This is a genomic window from Bacillus sp. BD59S (genome assembly GCF_007363175.1).
Taxonomy (GTDB): Bacteria; Bacillota; Bacilli; order Bacillales; family Bacillaceae_G; genus Bacillus_A; species Bacillus_A pacificus.
The window spans coordinates 3,399,263-3,423,161 of record NZ_CP034686.1 but is presented as its reverse complement, the minus strand read 5'-3'; the positions used below and the strand labels follow the sequence as shown (position 1 = coordinate 3,423,161).

Sequence of the window (23,899 nt, the reverse complement as noted above, 5' to 3'; positions counted from 1 at the left end):
AGAAAAGAAACCCATTTGATTGTTATATCAAATGGGTTTCTTTTCTGTTATTTATAACTGTTTTTGAATGTTTTTGATTACTTATGAATGTTTATGGTTGATTTTTGTGATCGTTTTCATTATACTGTAATCAAAGAAGAGGTGAATGAAATGTTAACTCCTGAACGTCATCAAATGATATTGCAACTTGTAAAAGAGCAGAAGGTTGTTAAATTACAACAATTAGTGGAAAGAACAGAAAGCTCTGAATCAACAATTCGTCGTGATTTAGCACAATTGGAAAAGCAAAGATTATTAAAAAGAGTTCACGGTGGTGCTGCTGTTTTAACAGGAAAAGGACAAGAGCCAACGATGGTTGAAAAATCATCCAAAAACATTCAAATAAAACAACAAATTGCAAAATATGCGTCTAACATAGTTGAACAAGGTGATTGCATTTATTTAGATGCAGGAAGTACAACATTTGAAATGATTCCATTTTTAATAAATAAAGATGTTACAGTCGTTACGAATGGACTTATGCATATTGAAGCTCTAGTTGAAAATAATATTCGTGCATATTTACTAGGCGGAATGATGAAGAGTAGGACGAAAGCTTTAATCGGTGCAATGGCGCAGGAAAGTATGCAGAAGTATCGTTTTGATAAATGTTTTTTAGGGGCGAATGGTGTACATGAACAGCTTGGTTTTACAACACCAGATCCGGAAGAGGCACTTTTAAAGCAAATGGCATTAACATTAGCAAATGAAGGATATTTCTTAATTGATGAAAGTAAGTTTTCAGAAGTTGCGTTTGCGAAAATTGCCAATGTTGAAGAGGCAAATATTATTACAAACCATTTAGAAATTGATTTAGAAAAATATAAAAGACAAACCAATGTAATTGAGGCTGATAAACAATGATCTATACAGTAACTTTAAATCCATCTATTGATTATGTAGTACAAGTTAATTCTTTAGATTTAGGCGCGGTAAATCGAGCGGAGAAAGATATGAAGTTTCCTGGAGGAAAAGGAATTAATGTTTCTCGCGTTCTTCATCGTTTAGGTGTTGAAAATGTAGCGCTTGGATTTACTGGTGGATTTACCGGTGGATTTATTAAAGATGTATTACAGGCGGAAGGTGTAACAACAAACTTCGTCCAAGTAGATGGAGATTCTCGAATCAATGTGAAAATAAAAGGGCAAGAAGAAACAGAATTAAATGGGCAAGGGCCTAGTGTGACAAATGAACAATTTGAACAATTAATGAAACAAATTGAAAGTATGAAGCAAGGAGATTGTATTGTATTAGCTGGAAGTGTACCGGCGTCTATCCCCACTACTTTTTATGAATCAATTGCAGTGTTCGGAGCGGAAAAAGGTATTCGTGTAGTAGTAGATGCAAGTGGTAGTGCGCTGCAACATGTAGTTAAAAATAAACCATTTTTAATAAAACCAAATCATCATGAACTTGGTGAGTTATTTGGAGTAGAAATTTCAACAGCAGAAGATATTTTACCGTATGGAAGAAAATTAATTGAACAAGGTGTAGAGCACGTTATCGTATCAATGGCCGGTGATGGAGCTTTATTGTTTACAGCAGAAGGTATATATGAAGCAACGGTTCCAAAAGGTGTTGTAATTAATTCGGTTGGGGCTGGAGATTCTCTTGTTGCGGGATTTGTAGGTAAATATGAACAGACAAATGATATTGAAAAGGCATTTCAATATGGCGTTGCTACAGGGAGTGCAACAGCATTTTCAGCTGATTTATGTGAAAAGGAAAAAGTAGAAGAATTATTGTCGCAAGTAATTGTAACTAAGCGATAGGGGGAAGCAACATATGAAAATTACAGAACTATTAAAAAGGGATACAGTTATTATGAATTTGACAGCTTCAAATAAAGAAGCTGTCATAGATGAATTAGTTGAGAAATTAAACGGGGCAAATCGTTTAAATAGTAAAGCTGAATTTAAAGAAGCTATTTTAAAGCGGGAGTCACAAAGTACAACCGGCATTGGTGAAGGGATTGCTATACCTCATGCGAAAACAAAAGCTGTTAAGCAACCAGCGATTTGTTTTGGTAGAAGTGTAAGCGGTATCAACTTTGAATCGCTTGACGGACAGCCTGCGCATTTATTCTTTATGATTGCTGCGAGTGAAGGGGCGAATAATACGCATTTAGAAACGTTATCACGCCTATCTACACTATTAATGGATGAAGGATTTCGTAAGCAATTGTTAGAAGCAAAGGATGAAGAGGAACTTCTTCGTCTATTTGATGAAAAAGAAAATGAAAAAGAAGAAGAAGAGGTAGAAGTTGCACAACCAGAAGGGAATGAACCGTACGTATTAGCTGTTACAGCTTGTCCAACTGGAATCGCTCACACATATATGGCTGCGGATAGCTTGAAAGCGAAAGCAGCAGAGCTAGGAATTGCAATTAAAGTTGAAACGAATGGATCAACAGGTATAAAAAACGGTTTAACGAAAGAGGATATTGAACGCGCAACAGCTATAATTGTTGCGGCAGATAAACAAGTAGAAATGAATCGTTTTGCTGGTAAACATGTCATTCAAGTGCCAGTCGCTGACGGGATTAGAAAAACGGAAAAACTTCTTAATCGTGCTGTAAAACAAGATGCACCAATCTTTAAAGGAATAAAAGAAGATGGAAAGACAGAAAGTGCAGAGAAAGAAAAAGGATTAGGGATTTATAAGCATTTAATGAGCGGTGTAAGTAATATGCTTCCATTCGTTGTTGGTGGAGGGATTTTAATTGCATTAGCATTTTGGGTTGGTGGTATAAAAGCAGAAGGACCATTGGCTGAGTTGTTAATGTCTATTGGTGGAGGGGGAACAGGGGCGTTTTTATTCCTCGTACCAATTTTAGCTGGATTTATTGCGAGTTCTATTGCTGATCGTCCTGGTTTTATGCCTGGTGTTGTCGGTGGATTTTTAGCAGCACATGCGAATGCTGGATTTTTAGGTGGATTAATAGCTGGTTTCTTAGCTGGGTATGTTGTTTTAGGGTTGAAAAGATTATTTTCAGGACTACCAGTACAATTAGAAGGAATTAAACCTGTATTGTTATATCCGGTCTTTGGATTGTTGATTACGGGAGTTGTTATGCAAAAAGTAGTAATTCCGCCTGTAGTAGCATTGAATGAAATGTTAACAGGATGGTTAAATGGTTTGAACGGTACAAATGCTATATTACTAGGTCTTATATTAGGTGGTATGATGGCAATTGATATGGGTGGTCCAATTAATAAAGCTGCATTTACATTTGGTATTGCTGCAATAGAAGCACAGAATTTTGGCGTGCACTCAGCAGTTATGGCTGGTGGTATGGTACCGCCATTAGCGATTGCATTCGCAACTACCGTCTTTAAATCAAAGTTTACTGAAGCAGAACGTAAATCTGGTTTAACAAATTATATTATGGGGGCGTCGTTTATTACAGAAGGTGCGATTCCATTTGCGGCAGCAGATCCGGTTCGAGTAATTGTCAGTTGTGTTGTCGGTTCAAGTATTGCAGGTGCATTATCTATGTTATTCCAAATTACATTACCGGCACCGCATGGTGGATTGTTTGTTATCGCATTAGTAAATAAACCAGTGTTATATATTTTCTCGATATTGATAGGGGCAGTTGTTTCTGCTCTTATGATGGGGATTTGGAAAAAGAAAGTTAAATAATACGTGTAAAGGGAGTAGCTTTTATTAGCTGCTCCCTTTTATCCGACTTTAATGGGCAGTAAGACCCCCGCCTCAAAATGCAGCGAAAGCAAAGAAGTTAGGTGGGGGTCGGGCTGCCCATTAAAGTTCGATTGGTGAGGGCTGATTAAAGTTTCACTTTATTACAAAAAAGAAGGTTAATAGTTGGAGAATGATGAATTTTGGTAAAAGATGTAATGAAATATGATTTTTTTGTAACAAAAAAGTAATACTGTAATTTTTTCTGGAAAAAAATTCTGGTGCTTGTATGTGGAAAATATATGAAAACTATTGGGAATTCTATTGGAAATGTAATTCATTAATATGGAAATTTATGTTACAGCTCATTAATCGTATATTACGAATGGTTTGTAATTGTGTGTTTTCTAAAAATCTTAAAAATCCGTTGCTATAATGAAAATACGAAAACAAAGCAAATGGAGGCTATTCATGAAAAAATTATTAGGTATAGCAACGGCGGCAGTTTTTGGTCTTGGGATTTTTGCAGGTTCTGCGAAAGCGGAAACGATTGTAACAACAGATGTATTAAATGTTAGAGAAAACCCAAATATAGAGTCAAAGCTTGTAGGTAAAATGTTAAGTGGAAATAAATTAGATGTTATAAATACAGAAAACGGATGGACAAAAATTAAATTAAATGGTCAAGAAGCGTTTGTAAGTGCTGAATTTACAAAAAGTACATATTATGTAACGGCAGGCGTGTTAAATGTTCGTGCTGGAGCGAATACTGACTCTGAAATTCTTGGTAAATTGAATAAAGACGATGTAATTGAAACGACAAATCAAGTTCAAAATGAATGGCTACAATTTGACTACAATGGAAAAACAGGATATGTTCACGTGCCATTTTTAACAGGGACGGCACCTGTAATTGAGAAGAAAGAAGTTGTAACGCAAGAAGAAGTACCGGCAAAAGTAAATACGCCGGTTAAAAATAATAAAGTAGTTAAGAACAAAGAGTCTGTTAAGAATGTAGAATCAAGTAAATCAGTGGCAAAACAGCAGTCAACTACGAAACAAGTTGCAAAATCTAATGAAACAAGTGCACCTGCTGGTGGACGTGAAATAACAGTAGAGGCGACAGCGTATACAGCAGATCCGAGTGAGAATGGTTCGTATGGTGGTCGTGTATTAACTGCAATGGGGCATGATTTAACAGCGAATCCAAATATGAAAGTAATTGCTGTTGACCCTAAAGTAATTCCACTTGGATCAAAAGTATGGGTAGAAGGATACGGAGAAGCGATTGCTGGAGATACTGGTGGTGCGATTAAAGGAAATCGTATTGATGTTCTAGTTGGTTCAGATGGTACTGCTAATAGCTGGGGGCGCAAATCAGTTAAAGTGAAAGTTATAGAGTAGTGTATGTGTATTAATATAAAAGGCGATTGCTTGAAAGTATGTAAGCAACCGCCTTTTATGGATTATTGAAAAGGATAAATCGTTTTACCTGTAATAATTTTATAGGCACTGCAAAATTGGTTTTGTATATACTCGGTATCTTTATTTTCTGGATATAATGTTGTTTCTTGAAGAGTAGAATGAAAAGAACGTAGTAAACAATTTAAGGCGAAGTATAATTCTTCTTGTGAACAATTTTGTTCTTTTGTAGCAGTGGCTAAAATGAGGTCTTTTGTCAAAGATGAAAAATTGATAGTGGATTGTTTCATAGTTAACTCATCCTCTCGAAGGTATTTTTAATCATGTATATGCGGAATTGGACAAACTATGTTCTTTTTTTATTTATAATTTCATGTACCGTAATGAAAGAACTTGCAATCATGCCGTTAAAATTGGTAAGATTGGATATAATCAATAGATGGAGTACATTACATAAAGAGAGTTGAATGATATGGGAGAAGTGCAACGTGAAAAAGTTGCTGTCATCATTGGACCAACTGCTGTTGGGAAGACGAAGTTAAGTATTGACCTTGCCAAAGCGTTAAATGGTGAAATTATAAGTGGAGATTCCATGCAGATTTATCGTACGATGGATATTGGAACCGCAAAGGTGACGAAAGAAGAGATGGACGGAATTCCACATTATATGGTCGATATAAAAAATCCAGAAGAATCATTTTCAGTTGCCGAATTTCAAGAACGTGTTCGTAAGCATATTCGAGAGATTACAGAGCGTGGTAAATTGCCAATTATCGTTGGTGGAACTGGTCTGTATATACAATCTGTTTTATTCGATTATCAGTTTACGGATGATGCTGGTGATGCTATATACCGAGAACAAATGGAAAAGTTAGCATTAGAACGTGGTGTGGAATATGTACATAAGAAATTACAAGAAGTAGACCCAGAAAGCGCTGAGCGTATTCATACAAATAATGTACGCCGTGTCATTAGAGCGTTAGAAATTTTCCACACGACGGGTGAAAAAATGAGTGATCAACTTGAAAAACAAGAAAACGAGTTATTATACGATGTTTCCTTAATTGGCTTGACAATGGATCGAGAAATGCTATACGATCGCATTAACTTACGAGTTGATATAATGATGGACCAAGGTTTATTAGAAGAAGTAGAAGGATTATATAATAGAGGGATAAGAGATTGTCAATCTATTCAAGCGATTGGTTATAAAGAGATATATGATTATTTTGAGGGTCGTGTATCTTTAGAAGAAGCGGTATCACAATTAAAGACGAATTCACGTCGTTATGCAAAACGTCAATTAACGTGGTTCCGTAATAAGATGGATGTCACATGGTTTGATGTTACAGACGGTGAAAAAACGTCAGAAATTTTACGATACATAGAAGGAAAGCTACAACTAAAGTCGAATAATAGTAAGTAGAGAAAAAGAGGAGGATTCGACATGAAGCAATCAATCAATATTCAAGATCAGTTTTTAAATCAACTCCGTAAAGAGAATACGTTTGTTACGCTGTACTTATTAAATGGTTTCCAGCTTCGTGGATTAATTAAAGGATTTGATAATTTTACAGTCCTACTGGAAACAGAAGGTAAGCAACAGCTTATTTATAAACATGCAATTTCTACATTCGTACCACAAAAAAATGTTTCAATTGAATTAGAGTAGTAATGAATTATTGTACATAACAAAAAAAGAGCGAGTTTCTCGCTCTTTTTTTATTTGCCATAAATAATAAATCGTGAAAATTAAGCGATTCTAAATACAGTAAGGCGGATGTTAGTATTTCCTGTCGCAGGGATCGTAATCTCGTTAAGAGTAGATTGGACAGAAATTCTTGAACCAGCTGCTAATGTTTCGATTGTAGTAAATGATAGTGAGTCGCCTATTAAATTTGAAGAGAAGTTATCAGTTGCAACTGCTCCATTAATTGAAATTCCTACTCCAAGTGGAGCGCATCCTGGCGCAGTTGTAGAAATGGATACGCTAATTACATAAATACCACCGTTGATAACTGTAACTGTATCTGTGCCATTAAAGATAATATTGTTTACGTTAATTGCAGTACTGAAAATAAAGTTATTAAATTGTAGTACTGTTTGTTGAATGTTGTTTGTTACAACAATTGTTGCTACAGGGAAGCTAGGCCCGGTAGGTCCGGTAACACCTATACCAGTAGCGCCAGTGGCACCTGTTGGTCCTTGAACGCCCTGAGGTCCAGTAGGTCCAGGAGGCCCACCGGAAGGTCCAGTAGGTCCGGTAACTCCTATACCAGTAGCCCCCGTTGGTCCAGTGGCGCCGGTAGCCCCCGTGTTACCTTGAGGTCCGGTAGCGCCGGTAGCGCCGGTAGCACCAGTGGCACCTGTGTTACCTTGAACGCCTTGAGGTCCGGTAGGGCCAGTAGCGCCTGTGTTACCTTGAGGTCCGGTAGCGCCGGTAGCACCAGTGGCACCTGTGTTACCTTGAACGCCTTGAGGTCCAGTGGCGCCGGTAGCACCAGTGGCACCTGTGTTACCTTGAACACCTTGAGGTCCAGTGGCACCAGTCGGTGTTACCTTGAACACCTTGAGGTCCAGTGGCACCAGTCGCGCCGGTAGCCCCTGTATTACCTTGAGGTCCGGTAGCGCCAGTAGCCCCTGTATTACCTTGAGGTCCGGTAGCGCCAGTCGCACCTGTGTTACCTTGAGGTCCGGTAGGGCCAGTAGCGCCTGTGTTACCTTGAGGTCCGGTAGGGCCAGTAGCGCCTGTGTTACCTTGAGGTCCGGTAGGGCCAGTAGCGCCAGTGTTACCTCGAGGTCCAGTGGCGCCAGTAGCGCCAGTGTTACCTTGAGGTCCGGTAGGGCCAGTAGCGCCAGTGTTACCTCGAGGTCCAGTGGCGCCAGTAGCGCCTGTGTTACCTTGAGGTCCGGTAGGGCCAGTAGCGCCAGTGTTACCTCGAGGTCCGGTAGCGCCGGTAGCGCCTGTGTTACCTTGAGGTCCGGTAGGGCCAGTAGCGCCAGTGTTACCTTGAACGCCTTGAGGTCCAGTGGCGCCAGTAGCGCCTGTGTTACCTCGAGGTCCGGTAGCGCCGGTAGCGCCTGTGTTACCTCGAGGTCCAGTGGCGCCAGTAGCGCCTGTGTTACCTCGAGGTCCGGTAGCGCCGGTAGCGCCTGTGTTACCTTGAGGTCCGGTAGGTCCAGTAGCGCCAGTGTTACCTCGAGGCCCAGTGGCCCCAGTAGCGCCAGTGTTACCTCGAGGTCCGGTAGCGCCTGTTGGCCCGGTAGGTCCAGTAGGTCCGTGAATGAATGAAGCAGAATTAACTAGGGCGGTTTGCAATGCTGCAATTAATTTAAGGAGCTCTTGAAGTGTGCAAGGGTCAATTCGGAATAGTTTTGTAATGGATAGTAAATAATTAATTAGATTTTGAAGCTCGATAAATACAGCGCTTGCTACGAAGGTTGGATTTTTTAATATAGTTATTAAGTTTTTAATAATTGCTAACCCTTGTGCTTTCAGGGAGGAAGTAGCATCTAGTGAACAAATAAATTTACTTAGTAGGTTCAATGTATCAATTAGATCTTCAATGTTTTGGGGAGATGGATTTGCGAAAAGTTTTGGGATTATTTTTGTTAAGTCGATAATGATTGCGCGAAATGTTCTAAGTTGTGCCTTAGTAACTGGGATTGATGGGGTGTTGGGGATTCGTCCAGCGCTACTTGGAAAGCATGGTTTGGAGAATTTGTTCTGACTGTCGTTATAATGAGACATTAAATCTCTCCTTTCTAATGAGGATATGAACGAAACTCATCATAGTAGATGCAAAAATTAGTTAAATGGTCATAGTAAAATCGTTTGTTTGAAGAAAAAATAGAAAAAACGCCTTATGATAAGGCGTTTTTTCTATTTTCTGCGTATTGATAATATCGTTTTAGTGAAATCTTTGATTTGAACCCAGCTAGCTTTATAATTTCTGATTCCGGAGTATCTTTTTTTATTAAGTTTAAAATATAGGTGTTACGAAAGTGTTGTCCTGAGATTCCTTTGCGTAAATTTGCTCTAGATACTTCAAGGCGAATCATTTTTTGGATTGCGATTTCTGTTAATCCTTTTGGTGCGTCATTTTCGTATACCCACCTGTATGTTCCGCGATTAAAATCGAATGCGACAAATAATGGGTCATTACTATGGTATTTTGGACGAACGGGTTCAGGGATGCTTTTGTAATAAGTATATAGTTGTTTTTTGTCTTTGCTGGTTAATGTAATTGTTCTTTCTACACCTGCGGTTGCAGGTATAGATAAAGTGTTAGTTTCAAAGTGGACATGATGCATAGTTAATGCTGTAAGTTCTTGTAAGGATAATCCATAGTCAATTAATAAATTCAAAATAGCGGTATTACGATCCATCAATAAAGGGCGTACAGGACGTTGCTTTTCTGAAAGTCCTTCCAATGAAGTGACTATATGTTTTAATCTTTTTTCTTCATCAGATGAAATGAAATCTTCATTGCGGAGTGTGCGGTCTGGTTGAATAGAAATTTCCATGTTCTTTAATGGGTTAGGAATGTTTAGAAAATGATGCATTCTATTTAATACAATAAATACGCGGTGCATCGTTTTTTCTGAGTAATGTCGATTCTTTTTTAAGTCGGAAAAGTAATCTTCGTAGTCTTTTGTACAAAGTGTAGCCCATATATTACTGGAAGGGAGCTTTTTGTTTTTTTCTAACCAATGTCCGAAATCTTCAATGTCATAAACATAACGTTTAATGGTTGAAGGTTTTCGGCCTTTATTCAATAAAAAAATAGAAAAGGCTTGTATTGTATCATGGAATTCCGTTGTCTCCATAGTCCCACCACCTTCATTATTTCTTTTATTATAGCAAACTTTTCTGAAAATAGTCATTTGCAAGGGAGACAAGAATAATAATATTTGGTGAGTGGATAAAATGAGGTGATTGTATGGAACAATCGATGCGAAAGAAAAATAATAATCAAATTAACATTGTGTTAAATCATCGAAAGAAAATTTCTTTACCGGCTGCAGAAAATAAAACAGTAATTTCGAGTGAAACTACTACGAAACACGAGATGTTGCAAAGAATTGAAGAAGAGATGGGAAAACTCGTTGGGATGGATGATATAAAAAAGATAATAAAAGAAATATATGCTTGGATTTATGTGAATAAAAAAAGACAAGAAATAGGATTGAAGTCTGAGAAACAAGTACTTCATATGTTATTTAAAGGGAATCCAGGTACAGGGAAGACAACTGTTGCTAGAATGATAGGGAAATTATTATTTGAGATGAATATTCTATCAAAAGGGCACCTAGTTGAAGCTGAACGTGCGGATCTTGTAGGAGAGTACATCGGTCATACAGCTCAAAAAACAAGAGATTTAATAAAAAAAGCAATGGGAGGAATTTTGTTTATTGATGAGGCGTATTCATTAGCCCGAGGGGGAGAAAAAGATTTTGGAAAAGAAGCAATTGATACGCTCGTAAAACATATGGAAGATAAACAACACGGTTTTGTATTGATTTTAGCTGGATATTCCAGAGAGATGAATCACTTTCTTTCATTGAATCCAGGACTACAATCTCGTTTTCCGTTTATAATTGAGTTTGCGGATTACTCAGTAAATCAGCTGTTAGAAATAGGGAAGAGGATGTATGAAGAACGTGAATATCAGTTATCGAAAGAGGCTGAATGGAAATTTAGAGATCATTTACATGCTGTAAAGTACTCATCGCAAATTACATCCTTTAGTAATGGGCGATACGTCCGGAATATTGTTGAAAAATCAATTCGTACACAAGCTATGCGGTTGTTACAAGAGGATGCGTATGATAAATATGATTTGATTGGAATATCAAGTAGTGATTTGATGCTTGAAGAGGAGACGCACAGTACGTAAACTGTGCGTCTGTTTTTTATATAAGTGCTTTATTATTTTTTTGCTTTTTCTTGATAAGATTTATGGAAACGTTCCATTTTAGCGCTTTTTTCGTGTGCAGAATTAGGATCATGTCCAATTTGACCTACTGAGCTTTTTTGAGCCCCTTTATTCACATGGTTTGTCATTTGTGTTCACCTCGCTTTGAGAATTAGTATAAACATTATGTGAGGAAAAACTCGTTAGAAAAGAAAAACCTCTTTACGATTTGTAAAGAGGTTGGATTGCTATTTATGCATTGAACGTTCGTTTGTGTCGATGCGTCTATGCGGTAAATGCCATTTGTAATGAATAGAAACCATGCGGAAGCAAACAATTAAAATGAATAAGGTGTATAGAGCCCAATCGCTAACAATAATTTGAGCGCCGATTAAGAAACCTGCCAGAATCGTCCAAAAAGCATATACATCAGCTCGAAGAACGAGAGGTTTTCTACGGGCTAAAAGATCGCGGATAATACCGCCTCCAATGCCGGTTAAAACGGCTGCTACGATTGTAGCGCTAATTGGTAAATTTAATTTTTGAGCGTATAATGCCCCTTGTACGGCAAATGCTGATAAGCCGATAGCATCAGTAATGTTTTCCCACTTTTTCCAGTGTTTAATTAATTTATTTGGAAAAAGAAAAATAATCGTCATTGATAAAAGTGCGATTTGGAATAACATGTCTTGTTGCCAAAACGCGACAATCGGATAGCCGATTAATAAATTACGAAGGGCACCTCCCCCAAATGCGGTTGCCATTCCTAAAATATACACCCCGAAAATATCATAATCCTCTTCCATTGCAACAATGGCTCCGCTTAATGCGAAAGCAATTGTGCCTATGATGCTAAAAATCTCCCATGCCATGAATTTTCTCCCCCGCTAACTAGATGAAATGTGCTTCCTCTGCTATTATATTAGAAGGTTTAAATTTCGAAAAGGATGAGTGAACATATTTGATGGAAGAAAAAGAAAAAGTCATATTAGTGGGCTGTCAATTGCCGCAAGATGATGATGAAAAATTTATGCATTCCATGAAAGAACTTGCATCATTAGCGAAGACTGCGCAAGCAGAATTGTTAGTGTCTACAACGCAAAAACGACCGAAGTTTCATCCGGCGACTTATATAGGTAAAGGTAAATTAGAAGAGCTTACGATGTTAACTGAAGAATTAGAACCGGATGTTATCGTTTTTAATAACGAATTAACGCCGAGTCAAATTCGGAATTTATCCGCAGTATTAGATGCGAGGGTAATTGATCGAACGCAACTCATATTAGATATTTTTGCGCAACGTGCGAAGTCGAGAGAAGGGAAGCTTCAAGTAGAATTAGCCCAATTGCAATATACAATGCCGCGTCTTATGGGACAAGGATTGTCTTTATCACGTCTTGGTGGTGGTATTGGAACGAGAGGACCGGGTGAGACGAAACTTGAGACTGATCGTCGTCATATTCGATCGCGCGTTGATGAAATAAAGAAGCAACTTGCAGTTGTTGTGGAACATCGAAAAAGATATCGTGAAAGAAGAAAAGATAATAAAGTATTTCAGGTTTCATTAATAGGATATACGAATGCGGGAAAATCTACGTTGTTTAATAGATTAACGGAAGCTGATACGTTTGAAGAAAACTTGTTGTTTGCAACGCTAGACCCGACGACAAGGAAGATGCCGTTACCTTCTGGTTATACAGTATTACTAACTGATACGGTTGGTTTTATACAAGATTTACCTACGTCATTAATTGCTGCATTCCGTTCGACATTAGAAGAAGCTGGTGAAGCGGATGTTATTTTACATGTTGTGGATTCTGCAGACCCTAATTATATAGGGCATGAGAAAACAGTAAAACAATTATTGTCAGAACTCGAAATTAATCATATTCCTATCATTACGCTATATAATAAAAAAGATGAATTACATCAAAACTTTATTCCGTTTCCGAAAAGTGATTTTTTAATGACTAGTGCTTTTGAAGAAAAGGATCTATTACATATAAAAGAAGCGATAGAAAAGAAAATGAAGGAAGAAATGAATCGTTATCAAGTGGAAATACCTCCGAGTGAAGGTAAGTTATTAACTCTATTAAAGACAGAGACACTATTAACGAAAATGGAGTTTTTGGAAGAGAAATTTGTATATGATTGCGCGGGGTATATTTTTGCTCATTCATCGCTTAATGTACAATTAAAGAGATTTTTAGTGGAAGAAGGAGAAAATAAAAATGTTTGATCGTTTGAAAAATGGAGAAAAAATTGCTCCAATCGTAAAAGAAGTAGAGAGCCAAATTACAGAAGTACATAAACGTGCGGATGAAGTAATTGAAAGCAATCAGTTTCGTGTATTAGAAAGTTTTCGTAAAAACAAAATTAGCGATTCACATTTTATTCCGACGACAGGTTACGGTTATGATGATATTGGCCGTGATACGTTAGAAAAAGTGTATGCAGATGTATTTGGAGCGGAAGCTGGTCTTGTTCGTCCGCAAATTATTTCAGGTACTCACGCAATTTCAACAGCGCTATTTGGTATTTTACGTCCAGGAGATGAGTTATTGTACATCACGGGTAAGCCGTATGATACGTTAGAGGAAATTGTTGGTGTGCGCGGAAAAGGTGTAGGGTCATTCAAAGAATATAATATTGGTTATAATGCAGTTCCGCTTACTGAAGAGGGGCTTGTTGATTTTGGAGCTGTTGCGGCTGCCATTCATAGTAATACGAAAATGATCGGTATTCAGCGCTCAAAAGGTTATGCTACTCGTCCGTCGTTTACTATTTCTCAAATTAAAGAAATGATAGCGTTTGTTAAAGAAATTAAACCTGATGTTGTTGTGTTTGTAGATAACTGTTATGGCGAGTTTATTGAAGAGCAAGAGCCATGTCATGTTGGTGCAGATTTAATGGCAGGTTCGCTTATTAAAAACCCGGGTGGGGGAATTGTTAAAACTGGTGGTTACATTGTTGGTAAAGAACAGTATGTTGAAGCGTGTGCATATCGTTTAACATCTCCAGGAATCGGTGCGGAAGCAGGGGCATCTTTATACAGTCTGCAAGAAATGTATCAAGGTTTCTTCTTAGCGCCGCATGTAGCAGGACAAGCGCTAAAAGGTGCGATTTTTACAGCTGCATTTTTAGAAAAGTTAGGAATGAATACATCACCAGCGTGGAATGCACCAAGAACGGATTTAATTCAATCTGTTCAATTTGATGACAAAGATCGCATGATTGCATTCTGCCAAGCAATTCAATATGCATCTCCGATTAACTCTCACTTCACTCCATATGCCAACTATATGCCGGGGTATGAAGATGATGTAATTATGGCTGCGGGAACGTTTATTCAAGGTGCAAGTATTGAATTGTCGGCTGATGGTCCAATTCGTCCGCCTTATGTTGCTTACGTACAAGGTGGGCTAACTTATTCACATGTGAAGATTGCGATTTGTTCTGCAATTGATGCATTAATTGAAAAAGAATTATTAACAATTTCTTAAAGGGAAGCTGTCGATTTCGACAGCTTCTTTTGCGTGAAAGTAATGATTTATTTCATTAGAAAAAAGAATGAAAAATTTTTTTAAAAAATCATGTAAGAAAAGCTAACATCTATTGACACTAAACATAACATGGTATAAAATGAGAAGCAGTTAAGGCGAAGGAGGAACTGAAACAATGAAAGAAGATAGACGTTCTGCCCCGCTGTTTCCTATTGGTATTGTTATGGATTTAACACAATTGTCTGCACGTCAAATTCGCTACTATGAAGAGCATAATCTTGTTTCTCCAACCCGTACAAAGGGGAATCGTAGATTATTCTCATTTAACGATGTAGATAAGTTGTTAGAGATTAAAGATTTATTAGATCAAGGCTTGAATATGGCTGGTATTAAACAAGTGTTACTAATGAAAGAAAATCAAACAGAAGCAGTGAAAGTAAAAGAAGAAACGAAAGAAATTTCAAAAACTGAGCTTCGCAAAATACTTCGAGATGAACTACAACATACAGGTAGATTTAATCGAACTTCATTGCGACAAGGTGATATTTCAAGGTTTTTTCACTAAAGAGAACTGATTCTGAAGGTGTTTAGAGGGACTAAGGAGGAATTTATAATGGCTAGGTACACAAAAGAAGATATTTTCCGTTTGGCGAAAGAAGAGAATGTAAAGTATATCCGTTTACAATTTACGGACCTTTTAGGGGTAATTAAAAACGTAGAAATTCCAGTGAGCCAATTAACAAAAGCTCTTGATAACAAAATGATGTTTGATGGATCTTCTATTGAAGGTTTCGTACGTATTGAAGAATCTGATATGTACTTATATCCAGACTTAGATACTTGGGTGATTTTCCCTTGGACAGCTGAAAAAGGTAAAGTAGCTCGATTAATCTGTGATATTTACAATGCAGATGGCACTCCATTTGAAGGGGATCCACGTAACAATTTAAAACGTGTATTAAAAGAAATGGAAGCTTTAGGATTCTCAGATTTCAATCTTGGACCAGAGCCAGAATTCTTCCTATTCAAAGTAGATGAAAAAGGAAATCCAACATTAGAATTAAACGATAACGGTGGATACTTCGACCTTGCGCCGATGGATCTAGGGGAAAACTGTCGTCGTGATATCGTTCTTGAACTTGAAGAAATGGGCTTTGAAATTGAAGCGTCTCACCATGAGGTTGCTCCAGGGCAGCACGAAATTGACTTCAAATATGCAAATGCAATTCGTTCATGTGATGACATTCAAACATTCAAACTTGTTGTAAAAACAATTGCTCGTAAACACGGTTTACACGCAACATTTATGCCAAAACCATTATACGGTGTGAACGGTTCAGGTATGCACTGTAACTTATCACTATTCAAAAATGGTGAGAACGTATTCTATGATCAAAACGGTGACTTACAATTAAGTGATGACGCTCGTCACTTCATCGCAGGTATTTTAAAACACGCACCAGCATTTACAGCGGTAGCAAACCCAACTGTAAACTCTTACAAGCGTTTAGTACCTGGATACGAAGCTCCTTGTTACGTAGCATGGTCTGCACAAAACCGTAGTCCATTAGTACGTATCCCTGCATCTCGTGGTATTAGCACACGTGTAGAAGTACGTAGTGTTGACCCAGCTGCAAACCCGTATTTAGTAATGGCAACATTATTAGCAGCAGGTCTTGATGGAATTAAAAACAAATTAACTCCACCAGCTGCAGTAGATCGTAACATCTACGTAATGACAAAAGAAGAGCGCGAAGAAGCAGGTATCGTTGATTTACCGGCAACATTAGCGCAAGCTTTAGTTACGTTACAATCAAATGAAGTGGTATGTGGTGCACTAGGTGACCATTTACTTGAGCACTTCATCGAAGCGAAGGAAATTGAGTGGGATATCTTCCGCACACAAGTTCACCAATGGGAACGCGATCAATATATGTCTCTATACTAAGAGGCTCAAACCCTTGACACACAATGTGTTGAGGGTTTTTTTATTTTGTGGGTAAAACACTTTTATTTGAAAGAAGAGTAATTCACCCACAAAACACCCACAAAAAAACCAAAGTTACCCCAATACATTATTCATATAAGCTTCAAACCCCGAAATAGAATCCTTATTAATTTTGTCGCTAATATGAGAATAAACGTTAGAAGTAATTTCTATACTCTTATGACCTAGTCGATCTTGAATGTATTTCATACTGGCACCAGACTCTAATAAAAGAACCGCGTGGGTGTGTCGTAATGAATGTATTTCTAATCTAGGTAAATTTGCTTTCTTAAGTATGCGTGAGAATGCATTGAACAATGTTGACTTCGGTAAGAACTTTCCATCTACTCGTGAAAAGACTAAATCTAATTCATGTTCATACGCATCTTGTAAAACAAGCTTATTAGCATTTTGCCACTTTTTATGTGCCAGCAGTTCATCAACTAATGATTTAGGAATCATGATAGTACGTTTAGAAGTAAATGTTTTTGTATCCCCGAATAATTCTTCTTTTGTTTTAGCTGTAAAATCCAATGTTTTAGAAATAGTAATAGTATGTTCTTTTAAATTTATGTCTTTCCATTGTAAAGCAGCAGCTTCACCTTTACGCATACCAGTATTCAGAAGTGCCTTGAAAAAGATGTAATAAATATAGTTGTATTGATAAGAAGTCTTTAAGAAAAGGGGAATGTCCTCACTTCGCATATATTTTAGCCCTTCTCTTTCTTTATTGTTCTTATTTGAAATAACGACTTCTTCACAAGGGTTGTTCTCGATTTTTTTTAAGCTAACAGCCTTTTTCATAGCATTGTTCATTGTTCCGTGGATAATTTGAACAGTTCGTTTACTGTAACCCTGATCAGTTAAGGAATTAATAAATTTTTGATACATCATTGGTTTGAGTTCTTTTATGTTCATGTTTTGAAAGTAGGGGATGATATGCTTTTCGATGTTACGTTCATGCAAGATAAAGGTGTTTTTTCTTACATTGTCTTGCTTAAATAATTTTAACCAGTCTCTAAGGTAATGTTTTAAAGAAGTAGGAGTAATCTCAACTTCTAAACCGTTTAATAATTTCTTTTCTTCTTCAGCAGCCGCAAGTTGTGCTTCTTTTTTCGTCTTGAATCCACGTTTTGATTTCTCTTTATATTTTTGAGTATAAGGGTCTTTAAATCTCACTCGGAATTCCCAAACATCTCCGAATTTTCTGAAGCTAGCCATTATAACATTCCCTCTTTCCTTATAATTGTAAAGTGGCTAGATTACTCATCCAACCACTTCACAGGAGTCTCTTTATAACCTGAAACTTCATATTTTATTTCACCATCAACAATATGGATTTTCTCAACGATAGGGACCTTTTTAAATTCTACTTGTTTGATGGTGGATTTCTTTCGTTTTTCTCGTTCGGCGTTTAAATCAATAATCAAAATATCTTACCTCCTTTAGTAAGGCTTATAAAATTCTAACAGTTCAACTGGAATGTCATTTTTGTATGCTATACATGCTTTTGTATCACCAGGTTGAATGGTCTTTTTATCAATTAACAAAAGCGCAGCAAACGTATTTGCTTCTATCTCTAATTTATCAACTGAAAAGAATGTATTCTTACGAAGAAAAGGTGTGTTTGCATGAGTGTGTAGGATTGCATGTCCTAATTCATGTGCACAAACAGTTCTTTGCATGGATGGAGACAAATGATTATTAATAACAATGAAACGATTTCTTTTTTCATATTTATAAAATCCGTTTATTTCTTCGTGTAAATCCCAAGTTAGTACATTTATTTTTAAGTAATCTGCAAGCTCATAGGGGTTATTCGTGTTGTATTTTGTGCAAAGTTGTTGGACTAGATCTCTTATGACGAATTTCAATGTTTTCCCTCCTAAGCTCGCATCAGTTATCGTCAGTACTACGATATTTCTTAGGAACGTATTTTTTATTGATTACTTTAGTTTGTTTCACGATGTACTCCATTGCATCTAATAAAGATTCCACAGCTTCTTCACTCATAGGCTCACCAGAGAACATTAATCCGTCTTCCCCCTGAAGATCTCTTTTTATTTCTTCCATTCTTTTTGCTATGTCTTTATCATCTTTTTGTGTTAATTGCTCTTTGGGTTGGTCTGTAACAGCTCGTCCTAGTAGATAGTCAGCAGAAACTGAAAAACAATCAGCTAATTTACTTAGGACATCATGTGGAGGGAATCTTTCTTCTGATTCATAGTAGCCTATCATCCTTTGGGATACTCCGATTTTTTCAGCGAGCTGTTTTTGTGTTAAATTTTCTTTTTTTCGTAAAGATTTTATTCTAAGACCTATCATATTGTTCACCTCTCTAATTGAACTAATTGTTCACTTTAGAAAAAGTTTAGCACAAATTGTTCTTTTTTGCATTGACATAGAACAAAAAGTTCTGTAATCTGTATTTAGAACATATAGTTCTTTTTGGAGGTGACTAAATGAAAAACAAATTAAACTACCCACAAAAAAACTTATATAAAGAAATTGCAAGTCATTGTGGAGTTACTGAACGATATATTCGAATGATTGATCAAAAAGAAAGAACGCCTTCAATGGAAACAGCTAAGAAGATTGCAAAGTTTTTTGATATGAATATCGATGATATTTTTTTTAGTAACAAATCGAACTTTAAGTTCTTTTTAGTGGCGTGTTGGTCTGAGAAAAATAAAAAGGAGGTTTCATAATGGGGAAATTAGCGTTAGTGAGTGACAAACAACAAAATAATGTACTAGTTTTTGAAAACAATGGAGAGGTTGTAACAGATAGCTTAACTGTTGCTGAAATGTTTGGAAAAGAACACAAGAATGTAAATCGTGATATTGAGGTGCAATTAGAAAAATTGGCAGAAGCAAATGAAGCAGAGTGGGGGGCGCTCAACTTTGGGCAGACCCAGTATCAACATCCTCAAAACAAACAATGGTATAAAAAATATTTATTAACAGAAGATGCATTTGCAATTGTAGCAATGTCCTATGTGACTCCAGAGGCAATGAAAATGAAAGTAGAGTTTTTACGAGAGTTTAAAAGAATGAAAGAACACATCGAAAAAAGAATGCAAATTCCTGGGGATACATTTGGACAAATCGAGTTGATAGCAGCAGGAACTAGTAACTTAAATAAAAGAGTTTCTTCGTTAGAGCAAGTAGTTGAAAAGCAATTAACTGTAGATTACGGACAACAAAGAGTAATTGAAAAAACGAAAGCCAAACGAATCTATTTTTTATGGGAGAACGAACATATAGATAGGGAAGTTCATGATTCAACTCGTAAGCTATTTGGATTACTAGGACGTAATTTGAAAGATGCATTCAATGTAAATAGTTACCGTGACATTTTGAAGAAGGATTTTGAGGAAGCTTTAAACTTTATAAACGGCTGGAGACCAATGGTTTAAAAATAAGGAGGGAACAATCATGTTTAATGTTCAAATAGATGAAAATGTTGTGAAGGAATTATGTGTGGAAGAAATTCAAAAGAAGGTTAAAGAGTACGATGCTGAGTTAGCCTTTTGGGATACTAAGGAGCTTAAAAAACGTGTATGTATGTCGTGGAATACAATTCAGGATCAGTTTTTCTTTGATCCACGCTTCCCAAAATTCAAAGTGGGTAAGAAATGGTATTTCCCAGCAAAACAAGTACAAGCATTTTTAGTGGAATGGGCAGAGGAAAGGATGGATTAATGATGTTTACAATTGATTACAACAATGTAAAAGTATCTGATTATCTTAGACTACTAGCACATTATAAATTGCCAAATAAAAAGCAGCGTCGATTAATAGAGAATAGGTTTGTATGTCTAAATGCTCTTTTTAAAAAGGCTGGTGAATCTAGTGGGAATTGAAAATTTAGTGTTACCAGAGGATACGGAGTTAGCGAAATCTTTACGTAATAAGAAGGAGAACTACATAAAGAATCAATTTTTGTTAACTCGTATTGCAAGTAAGAAAAATGTAGAGGGTAAAACGAAAGAATTCTATGAGGCTTGTAAAGAGTATGAGGCATGTGGAGAAAAGGCAAAAGAGTGTGATAAGCAATTAAAGGAATTGATATTTAAAAAGAAAGAAAATGATAGAGTTCAGCACGTTGTAGAGCGTATGCGAGAGATTGGAATTAAAGAGGATGTTATTCAAAAGGTCTTATATAAATAAAAAGAAACCCATTGCAGTGGGTTCCATTGAAAAACAAATCCAAAGTCAGTATATCACATGGGGTGATTACGTGGAAGAGACAATAGAAAATCAATTATTACAAAAGAAGGTTGAAAAGGCTGTAAGTAGCTTGAAACTTATATCCGCACAAGAAGCAGATACCTGTAGAAAGTTAGATATAGATTATGTGATTACCATATTAACTAATAAACCATATGGCAGTATGCCGTTTTAGGAGGCTATAAAACTATGAAACTGTACGAATTAACAAGTAACTTCAATCAATTACAGCAAATGATTGAAGACGGGGTAGATCCAGAGGTAATTAACGATACACTTCAATCAATCAGTGAAGCAATTGAAGATAAAGTACAAGGTGCAGCGTTATTGATTCGTAATATAGAAGCGCAAGTTGAAGTGATTAAGGGAGAAGAAAATCGCTTGGCTGAACGTCGTAAGTCTTTTGAGAACAGCTGTAAAAATATTAAGGATTATTTATATCATCAGATGGTTGCTGTGGATAAAAAACGTATTAAAGGTGCATTGATAACAGTAGGTATTCAAAAGAATCCAGCAAGTTTAGATATTGCAGAGGATGCAATTATTCCACCAGAATACATGATTCCGCAGAATCCGAAGATAGATAAAAAAGCATTATTACTAGCGATTAAGAATGGCATGAAGTGGGATGGTATTTCATTAAAACAAGGTGAGAGTGTGAGAATCCGATGAATGAGATTAAAAATTACTTTGCAGAATTAGCATCTATTGACGTTAGTAAGCATGTAGAGAAGAAAGGCCGTTTTAGTTATCTGAGTTGGTCATGGGCTGTAGACCAACTCTTGAAAAAACATCCTGATGCTACATGGCAAGTTGTTAGATTTGATGGATTACCTTATATGAAAACAGAAGTTGGGTATTTTGTAGAAGTTGAAGTAACGGTAAATAACATCACACGTTCGCAAATTCATCCTGTATTGGATAACTATAATAAGCCAATCGCAAAACCTACGTCATTCCAAATAAACACCTCGATTCAAAGGTGTCTAGCAAAAGCCATAGCACTACATGGTTTGGGTTTATATATCTACTCGGGTGAGGATATTCCACAAGATGATGAACCAAAACAAGCAGCTAAGCAACTAGATAACGTTCCGCAACAGGAGCAAGCTCGACAGACAGAGGTCGCAAATGAACAAAGAATAAAAGCAATTCATGTGCAAATTAGAGAGTTATCAGAAGTGTATAACATGCCATTTGAAGAAACAAAAAATACTGTAAAACAGTCATTAGGAATTCAATCTTTCAAAGGAATGACAGTGCAACAAGCATCTCAGTTACAAAAAACAATAACATCGTGGTTAAACGAAGCGAAAGAAAAGCAACAGCAAGCACAATAGGTGGGTGACTGAAATGAAAACGATAGTAAGAGATGGTTCAATGCCAATAGCTTTGAATAGGAGTTTAGGTACTCGGTATTTACGTGATAAAAGGTTATCTGAATTACTTAAGCGCTGTCGTCGCTTAGAGAATGAAGGGTTTGATTACTTATTTCCTATTCGAAAGGTGTTAGAAACAGTTAAACATAGAAATGATGAAAATCCTCATCTGTTTAAAGGTTGCCTTGTGATGGATCGTGACCGTGGATTCTATTATGAAGTTGTTATGAGGAAGGTGAAGGGATGAGCAATTTATTAATTCATGAAGAACCATTACTTGTTCTTCCGGGGTTGGCAACGAAAATTGGATTGAATGAAGCTATATTTTTACAACAGATACACTATTGGTTAAAGCGTTCCAAACATTTTTATGATGGAAGACCGTGGATTTATAATAGCATTCCAAAATGGCAAGAACAGTTTCCTTTTTGGGGAGAATCAACCATCAAAAGAACCATTAAAAATCTTGAAAATATCAATGTATTGGTTATCGGCAACTATAACAAGAAAAAGTTTGATAAAACGAAATGGTACTCAATAGATTATACATTTCTTCGTCAGTTAGAATCGACCGACGATGAGGTCAATTTGACCCCACGAGCAGGTCAAGTTGACCTGATGGAAGAGGTCAATTTGAACCGACCAATACCAGAGAATACACAGAGAGTAACAACAGAGACTACAGCAAAAGAATATATAGTCGAGATAGTAAACTATCTCAACGACGTGTGTGGTAGTAGTTATCGTTCAACATCTAAGAAAACACAGTCATTAATTAAAACTAGATTAGTAGAAGGATTCACTGTGGATAACTTTAAAACTGTGATTGATACAAAAGCTAAAGAATGGCTAAGAACGGAACAAGCAAAGTATCTAAGACCAGAAACATTATTTGGTACAAAGTTTGAAGGCTATTTACAACAAGGAAAGGTGGAAGGAAAACATGGCTCTAGTAAAGGTAACAGATATAGCAAAGACCCTTTCGAAGAAGATGATCTTCCTTTCTGATACATGTGAGGTTTGTAAAAAAGAACGTAAACGTACTGTTAGATACATGAAGATAAATGGTGAAGTAGTTTGCCCGGTATGTAAGTTGGCAGAAGAGAATCAAAAGCTAGAAGCCGAAATGAATGTATTTCGAGATGAGAAGGAACAGAGAAAACGTAAAAGTATGTTTTACGATAAGAGCTTGATTAAAGATGAAACAATTAAACTTGCTAGATTCTCAACTTTTAAATCTGATTGTGAAGAGGATGAAAAGAATTACACCTTAGCAAAACGAGCACTTGAAGATTACTTGGATGATGTGAGGTTTAATTTAATTCTAGTAGGAAAAGTGGGTGCTGGTAAAAGTCATCTTGCTTATTCAATTGCTCATGAAATGAATGAGAATAGCGCAGGAACGGTTCTTTATGTTTCTGTATCAGAACTATTTGACTATATACGTTCTACGTTCAATGGGCAATCTGAGGAATCTGAACATAGCATTGTTAATTTACTAATTAGTGCAGATTTATTAGTCATTGATGATTTGGGTGCTGAGTTAGGTGATATGGATGCTGCTGATCCGAAGGCGACTGCATTTGTGAATCGTGTACTGTTTAAAGTCTTTGATGGAAGACAGGGAAAGAAAACGATCATTACAACAAACCTAACAGGTGAAGCTGTGATGAAAGCTTACGACGAACGTATTACGTCACGTATGTTCAATACATACAGACATATTGAGTTTAAGTATACAAGAGATAAGCGGAAAAGAAAGTTACCTTTTTAAAGG

Annotated in this window: 29 protein-coding genes and 1 pseudogene; 21 read left to right on the top strand and 9 right to left on the bottom strand. The window is 36.7% G+C overall.

The features are described from left to right. The first annotated feature begins 150 nt into the window (after window positions 1-150). From EKQ63_RS19840 to entD, 4 genes are all read left to right on the top strand, one after another. Entirely contained in the window at window positions 151-903 is a 753-nt protein-coding gene (locus EKQ63_RS19840) for a DeoR/GlpR family DNA-binding transcription regulator (protein ID WP_087954553.1), read from the top strand. Beyond that, window positions 900-1,811, top strand: coding sequence for a 1-phosphofructokinase (gene pfkB / locus EKQ63_RS19835; protein WP_087954554.1), 912 nt, complete (start codon window positions 900-902; stop codon window positions 1,809-1,811). Before EKQ63_RS19840 ends, pfkB begins: the two co-directional genes overlap by 4 nt. 13 nt (window positions 1,812-1,824) lie before the next feature. After that, window positions 1,825-3,684 (top strand): PTS fructose transporter subunit IIABC, encoded by a 1,860-nt coding sequence (locus EKQ63_RS19830; protein WP_087954555.1) that lies wholly within the window; start codon window positions 1,825-1,827, stop codon window positions 3,682-3,684. Window positions 3,685-4,152: 468 nt separating this feature from the next. Beyond that, a complete protein-coding gene (gene entD / locus EKQ63_RS19825; protein WP_087954556.1) occupies window positions 4,153-5,085 on the top strand; it encodes a cell wall-binding protein EntD in 933 nt (310 codons plus the stop codon). 62 nt (window positions 5,086-5,147) lie between these two features. On the opposite strand, the gene EKQ63_RS19820 is transcribed toward entD, so the two are convergent. Continuing rightward, window positions 5,148-5,393: a hypothetical protein gene (locus EKQ63_RS19820; protein ID WP_087954557.1), complete on the bottom strand. Its 246-nt coding sequence runs from the start codon at window positions 5,391-5,393 to the stop codon at window positions 5,148-5,150. A 182-nt stretch (window positions 5,394-5,575) separates the two neighbouring features. On the opposite strand from EKQ63_RS19820, the gene miaA reads away from it, so the two are divergent. Together miaA and hfq are read left to right on the top strand one after the other, a co-directional pair. Next, window positions 5,576-6,529 (top strand): tRNA (adenosine(37)-N6)-dimethylallyltransferase MiaA, encoded by a 954-nt coding sequence (miaA, locus tag EKQ63_RS19815; RefSeq protein WP_000504943.1) that lies wholly within the window; start codon window positions 5,576-5,578, stop codon window positions 6,527-6,529. Between the two features lie 21 nt (window positions 6,530-6,550). Beyond that, window positions 6,551-6,775, top strand: a complete 225-nt coding sequence (hfq, locus tag EKQ63_RS19810) for an RNA chaperone Hfq (protein ID WP_000813896.1) — start codon at window positions 6,551-6,553, stop codon at window positions 6,773-6,775. An 80-nt stretch (window positions 6,776-6,855) separates the two neighbouring features. On the opposite strand, the pseudogene EKQ63_RS19805 reads toward hfq, so the two are convergent. Continuing rightward, window positions 6,856-8,854 (bottom strand): annotated as a pseudogene (locus tag EKQ63_RS19805) (Gly-Xaa-Xaa repeat protein). A gap of 113 nt (window positions 8,855-8,967) precedes the next feature. After that, window positions 8,968-9,933: a tyrosine-type recombinase/integrase gene (locus EKQ63_RS19800; RefSeq protein ID WP_087954559.1), complete on the bottom strand. Its 966-nt coding sequence runs from the start codon at window positions 9,931-9,933 to the stop codon at window positions 8,968-8,970. A gap of 113 nt (window positions 9,934-10,046) precedes the next feature. Here EKQ63_RS19800 and spoVK point away from each other — a divergent pair, with 113 nt between their 5' ends. Next, window positions 10,047-11,003: a stage V sporulation protein K gene (spoVK, locus tag EKQ63_RS19795; protein ID WP_000438184.1), complete on the top strand. Its 957-nt coding sequence runs from the start codon at window positions 10,047-10,049 to the stop codon at window positions 11,001-11,003. A gap of 32 nt (window positions 11,004-11,035) precedes the next feature. Here the strand turns inward: spoVK and EKQ63_RS30505 are convergent, their stop codons facing one another. Next, window positions 11,036-11,170 carry a hypothetical protein gene (locus tag EKQ63_RS30505; RefSeq protein WP_000181496.1) on the bottom strand — a complete coding sequence of 45 codons (135 nt, stop codon included), beginning with the start codon at window positions 11,168-11,170 and terminating at the stop codon, window positions 11,036-11,038. Between the two features lie 99 nt (window positions 11,171-11,269). Then, complete coding sequence (locus EKQ63_RS19790; RefSeq protein WP_000312262.1) at window positions 11,270-11,893, bottom strand: trimeric intracellular cation channel family protein; 624 nt, start codon at window positions 11,891-11,893, stop codon at window positions 11,270-11,272. Between the two features lie 92 nt (window positions 11,894-11,985). Here EKQ63_RS19790 and hflX point away from each other — a divergent pair, with 92 nt between their 5' ends. From hflX to glnA, 4 genes are all read left to right on the top strand, one after another. After that, complete coding sequence (hflX, locus tag EKQ63_RS19785; protein ID WP_140168509.1) at window positions 11,986-13,260, top strand: GTPase HflX; 1,275 nt, start codon at window positions 11,986-11,988, stop codon at window positions 13,258-13,260. After that, entirely contained in the window at window positions 13,253-14,524 is a 1,272-nt protein-coding gene (locus tag EKQ63_RS19780) for a methionine gamma-lyase family protein (RefSeq protein ID WP_087954561.1), read from the top strand. The genes hflX and EKQ63_RS19780 overlap by 8 nt, the downstream gene beginning before the upstream one ends. A gap of 175 nt (window positions 14,525-14,699) precedes the next feature. Continuing rightward, window positions 14,700-15,089, top strand: a complete 390-nt coding sequence (glnR, locus tag EKQ63_RS19775) for a transcriptional repressor GlnR (protein ID WP_000656783.1) — start codon at window positions 14,700-14,702, stop codon at window positions 15,087-15,089. A gap of 48 nt (window positions 15,090-15,137) precedes the next feature. Further along, window positions 15,138-16,472 carry a type I glutamate--ammonia ligase gene (glnA, locus tag EKQ63_RS19770; protein ID WP_000135331.1) on the top strand — a complete coding sequence of 445 codons (1,335 nt, stop codon included), beginning with the start codon at window positions 15,138-15,140 and terminating at the stop codon, window positions 16,470-16,472. A gap of 114 nt (window positions 16,473-16,586) precedes the next feature. On the opposite strand, the gene EKQ63_RS19765 is transcribed toward glnA, so the two are convergent. From EKQ63_RS19765 to EKQ63_RS19755, 4 genes are read right to left on the bottom strand one after another with little or no spacing between them, the layout of a single operon-like run. Beyond that, window positions 16,587-17,732 (bottom strand): site-specific integrase, encoded by a 1,146-nt coding sequence (locus EKQ63_RS19765; RefSeq protein WP_000135915.1) that lies wholly within the window; start codon window positions 17,730-17,732, stop codon window positions 16,587-16,589. A gap of 41 nt (window positions 17,733-17,773) precedes the next feature. After that, window positions 17,774-17,941 carry a hypothetical protein gene (locus tag EKQ63_RS29960; RefSeq protein WP_071742730.1) on the bottom strand — a complete coding sequence of 56 codons (168 nt, stop codon included), beginning with the start codon at window positions 17,939-17,941 and terminating at the stop codon, window positions 17,774-17,776. 15 nt (window positions 17,942-17,956) lie between these two features. Next, window positions 17,957-18,385, bottom strand: a complete 429-nt coding sequence (locus EKQ63_RS19760; protein WP_143881457.1) for an ImmA/IrrE family metallo-endopeptidase — start codon at window positions 18,383-18,385, stop codon at window positions 17,957-17,959. 22 nt (window positions 18,386-18,407) lie between these two features. Continuing rightward, window positions 18,408-18,836, bottom strand: a complete 429-nt coding sequence (locus EKQ63_RS19755) for a helix-turn-helix domain-containing protein (protein ID WP_000579782.1) — start codon at window positions 18,834-18,836, stop codon at window positions 18,408-18,410. A gap of 137 nt (window positions 18,837-18,973) precedes the next feature. Between EKQ63_RS19755 and EKQ63_RS19750 the strand changes: the two genes are divergently transcribed. The 10 genes from EKQ63_RS19750 (at window position 18,974) to EKQ63_RS19700 (ending at window position 23,896) form a co-directional block, all read left to right on the top strand. Then, window positions 18,974-19,219, top strand: a complete 246-nt coding sequence (locus EKQ63_RS19750) for a helix-turn-helix transcriptional regulator (protein WP_143881456.1) — start codon at window positions 18,974-18,976, stop codon at window positions 19,217-19,219. Continuing rightward, entirely contained in the window at window positions 19,219-19,929 is a 711-nt protein-coding gene (locus EKQ63_RS19745; RefSeq protein WP_000517004.1) for a Rha family transcriptional regulator, read from the top strand. Before EKQ63_RS19750 ends, EKQ63_RS19745 begins: the two co-directional genes overlap by 1 nt. A 19-nt stretch (window positions 19,930-19,948) precedes the next feature. Next, complete coding sequence (locus EKQ63_RS19740) at window positions 19,949-20,215, top strand: hypothetical protein (protein WP_000483547.1); 267 nt, start codon at window positions 19,949-19,951, stop codon at window positions 20,213-20,215. 150 nt (window positions 20,216-20,365) lie between these two features. Beyond that, window positions 20,366-20,683 carry a hypothetical protein gene (locus tag EKQ63_RS19730; protein WP_143881455.1) on the top strand — a complete coding sequence of 106 codons (318 nt, stop codon included), beginning with the start codon at window positions 20,366-20,368 and terminating at the stop codon, window positions 20,681-20,683. A gap of 70 nt (window positions 20,684-20,753) precedes the next feature. Next, window positions 20,754-20,918, top strand: coding sequence for a hypothetical protein (locus EKQ63_RS30370; protein WP_223290767.1), 165 nt, complete (start codon window positions 20,754-20,756; stop codon window positions 20,916-20,918). A gap of 14 nt (window positions 20,919-20,932) precedes the next feature. Then, complete coding sequence (locus tag EKQ63_RS19720) at window positions 20,933-21,415, top strand: siphovirus Gp157 family protein (RefSeq protein ID WP_143881453.1); 483 nt, start codon at window positions 20,933-20,935, stop codon at window positions 21,413-21,415. Next, the gene (locus EKQ63_RS19715; RefSeq protein WP_143881452.1) at window positions 21,412-22,083 is read left to right on the top strand and encodes a DUF1071 domain-containing protein; all 672 of its coding nucleotides are present in this window, start codon (window positions 21,412-21,414) and stop codon (window positions 22,081-22,083) included. Before EKQ63_RS19720 ends, EKQ63_RS19715 begins: the two co-directional genes overlap by 4 nt. 13 nt (window positions 22,084-22,096) lie before the next feature. Beyond that, window positions 22,097-22,369 carry a hypothetical protein gene (locus EKQ63_RS19710; RefSeq protein WP_113711009.1) on the top strand — a complete coding sequence of 91 codons (273 nt, stop codon included), beginning with the start codon at window positions 22,097-22,099 and terminating at the stop codon, window positions 22,367-22,369. Further along, a complete protein-coding gene (locus EKQ63_RS19705; protein WP_143881451.1) occupies window positions 22,366-23,130 on the top strand; it encodes a conserved phage C-terminal domain-containing protein in 765 nt (254 codons plus the stop codon). Before EKQ63_RS19710 ends, EKQ63_RS19705 begins: the two co-directional genes overlap by 4 nt. After that, the gene (locus tag EKQ63_RS19700; RefSeq protein WP_143881450.1) at window positions 23,066-23,896 is read left to right on the top strand and encodes an ATP-binding protein; all 831 of its coding nucleotides are present in this window, start codon (window positions 23,066-23,068) and stop codon (window positions 23,894-23,896) included. Before EKQ63_RS19705 ends, EKQ63_RS19700 begins: the two co-directional genes overlap by 65 nt. Window positions 23,897-23,899: the final 3 nt, after the last annotated feature.

What these genes read in the sequence shown, in the direction of transcription:
- EKQ63_RS19840 (WP_087954553.1), top strand. Translation starts at nt 151, where the DNA reads ATGTTAACTCCTGAACGTCATCAAATGATATTGCAACTTGTAAAAGAG.
- pfkB (WP_087954554.1), top strand. Translation starts at nt 900, where the DNA reads ATGATCTATACAGTAACTTTAAATCCATCTATTGATTATGTAGTACAA.
- EKQ63_RS19830 (WP_087954555.1), top strand. Translation starts at nt 1,825, where the DNA reads ATGAAAATTACAGAACTATTAAAAAGGGATACAGTTATTATGAATTTG.
- entD (WP_087954556.1), top strand. Translation starts at nt 4,153, where the DNA reads ATGAAAAAATTATTAGGTATAGCAACGGCGGCAGTTTTTGGTCTTGGG.
- EKQ63_RS19820 (WP_087954557.1), bottom strand. Translation starts at nt 5,393, where the DNA reads ATGAAACAATCCACTATCAATTTTTCATCTTTGACAAAAGACCTCATT.
- miaA (WP_000504943.1), top strand. Translation starts at nt 5,576, where the DNA reads ATGGGAGAAGTGCAACGTGAAAAAGTTGCTGTCATCATTGGACCAACT.
- hfq (WP_000813896.1), top strand. Translation starts at nt 6,551, where the DNA reads ATGAAGCAATCAATCAATATTCAAGATCAGTTTTTAAATCAACTCCGT.
- EKQ63_RS19800 (WP_087954559.1), bottom strand. Translation starts at nt 9,933, where the DNA reads ATGGAGACAACGGAATTCCATGATACAATACAAGCCTTTTCTATTTTT.
- spoVK (WP_000438184.1), top strand. Translation starts at nt 10,047, where the DNA reads ATGGAACAATCGATGCGAAAGAAAAATAATAATCAAATTAACATTGTG.
- EKQ63_RS30505 (WP_000181496.1), bottom strand. Translation starts at nt 11,170, where the DNA reads ATGACAAACCATGTGAATAAAGGGGCTCAAAAAAGCTCAGTAGGTCAA.
- EKQ63_RS19790 (WP_000312262.1), bottom strand. Translation starts at nt 11,893, where the DNA reads ATGGCATGGGAGATTTTTAGCATCATAGGCACAATTGCTTTCGCATTA.
- hflX (WP_140168509.1), top strand. Translation starts at nt 11,986, where the DNA reads ATGGAAGAAAAAGAAAAAGTCATATTAGTGGGCTGTCAATTGCCGCAA.
- EKQ63_RS19780 (WP_087954561.1), top strand. Translation starts at nt 13,253, where the DNA reads ATGTTTGATCGTTTGAAAAATGGAGAAAAAATTGCTCCAATCGTAAAA.
- glnR (WP_000656783.1), top strand. Translation starts at nt 14,700, where the DNA reads ATGAAAGAAGATAGACGTTCTGCCCCGCTGTTTCCTATTGGTATTGTT.
- glnA (WP_000135331.1), top strand. Translation starts at nt 15,138, where the DNA reads ATGGCTAGGTACACAAAAGAAGATATTTTCCGTTTGGCGAAAGAAGAG.
- EKQ63_RS19765 (WP_000135915.1), bottom strand. Translation starts at nt 17,732, where the DNA reads ATGGCTAGCTTCAGAAAATTCGGAGATGTTTGGGAATTCCGAGTGAGA.
- EKQ63_RS19755 (WP_000579782.1), bottom strand. Translation starts at nt 18,836, where the DNA reads ATGATAGGTCTTAGAATAAAATCTTTACGAAAAAAAGAAAATTTAACA.
- EKQ63_RS19750 (WP_143881456.1), top strand. Translation starts at nt 18,974, where the DNA reads ATGAAAAACAAATTAAACTACCCACAAAAAAACTTATATAAAGAAATT.
- EKQ63_RS19745 (WP_000517004.1), top strand. Translation starts at nt 19,219, where the DNA reads ATGGGGAAATTAGCGTTAGTGAGTGACAAACAACAAAATAATGTACTA.
- EKQ63_RS19740 (WP_000483547.1), top strand. Translation starts at nt 19,949, where the DNA reads ATGTTTAATGTTCAAATAGATGAAAATGTTGTGAAGGAATTATGTGTG.
- EKQ63_RS19720 (WP_143881453.1), top strand. Translation starts at nt 20,933, where the DNA reads ATGAAACTGTACGAATTAACAAGTAACTTCAATCAATTACAGCAAATG.
- EKQ63_RS19715 (WP_143881452.1), top strand. Translation starts at nt 21,412, where the DNA reads ATGAATGAGATTAAAAATTACTTTGCAGAATTAGCATCTATTGACGTT.
- EKQ63_RS19710 (WP_113711009.1), top strand. Translation starts at nt 22,097, where the DNA reads ATGAAAACGATAGTAAGAGATGGTTCAATGCCAATAGCTTTGAATAGG.
- EKQ63_RS19705 (WP_143881451.1), top strand. Translation starts at nt 22,366, where the DNA reads ATGAGCAATTTATTAATTCATGAAGAACCATTACTTGTTCTTCCGGGG.
- EKQ63_RS19700 (WP_143881450.1), top strand. Translation starts at nt 23,066, where the DNA reads ATGGCTCTAGTAAAGGTAACAGATATAGCAAAGACCCTTTCGAAGAAG.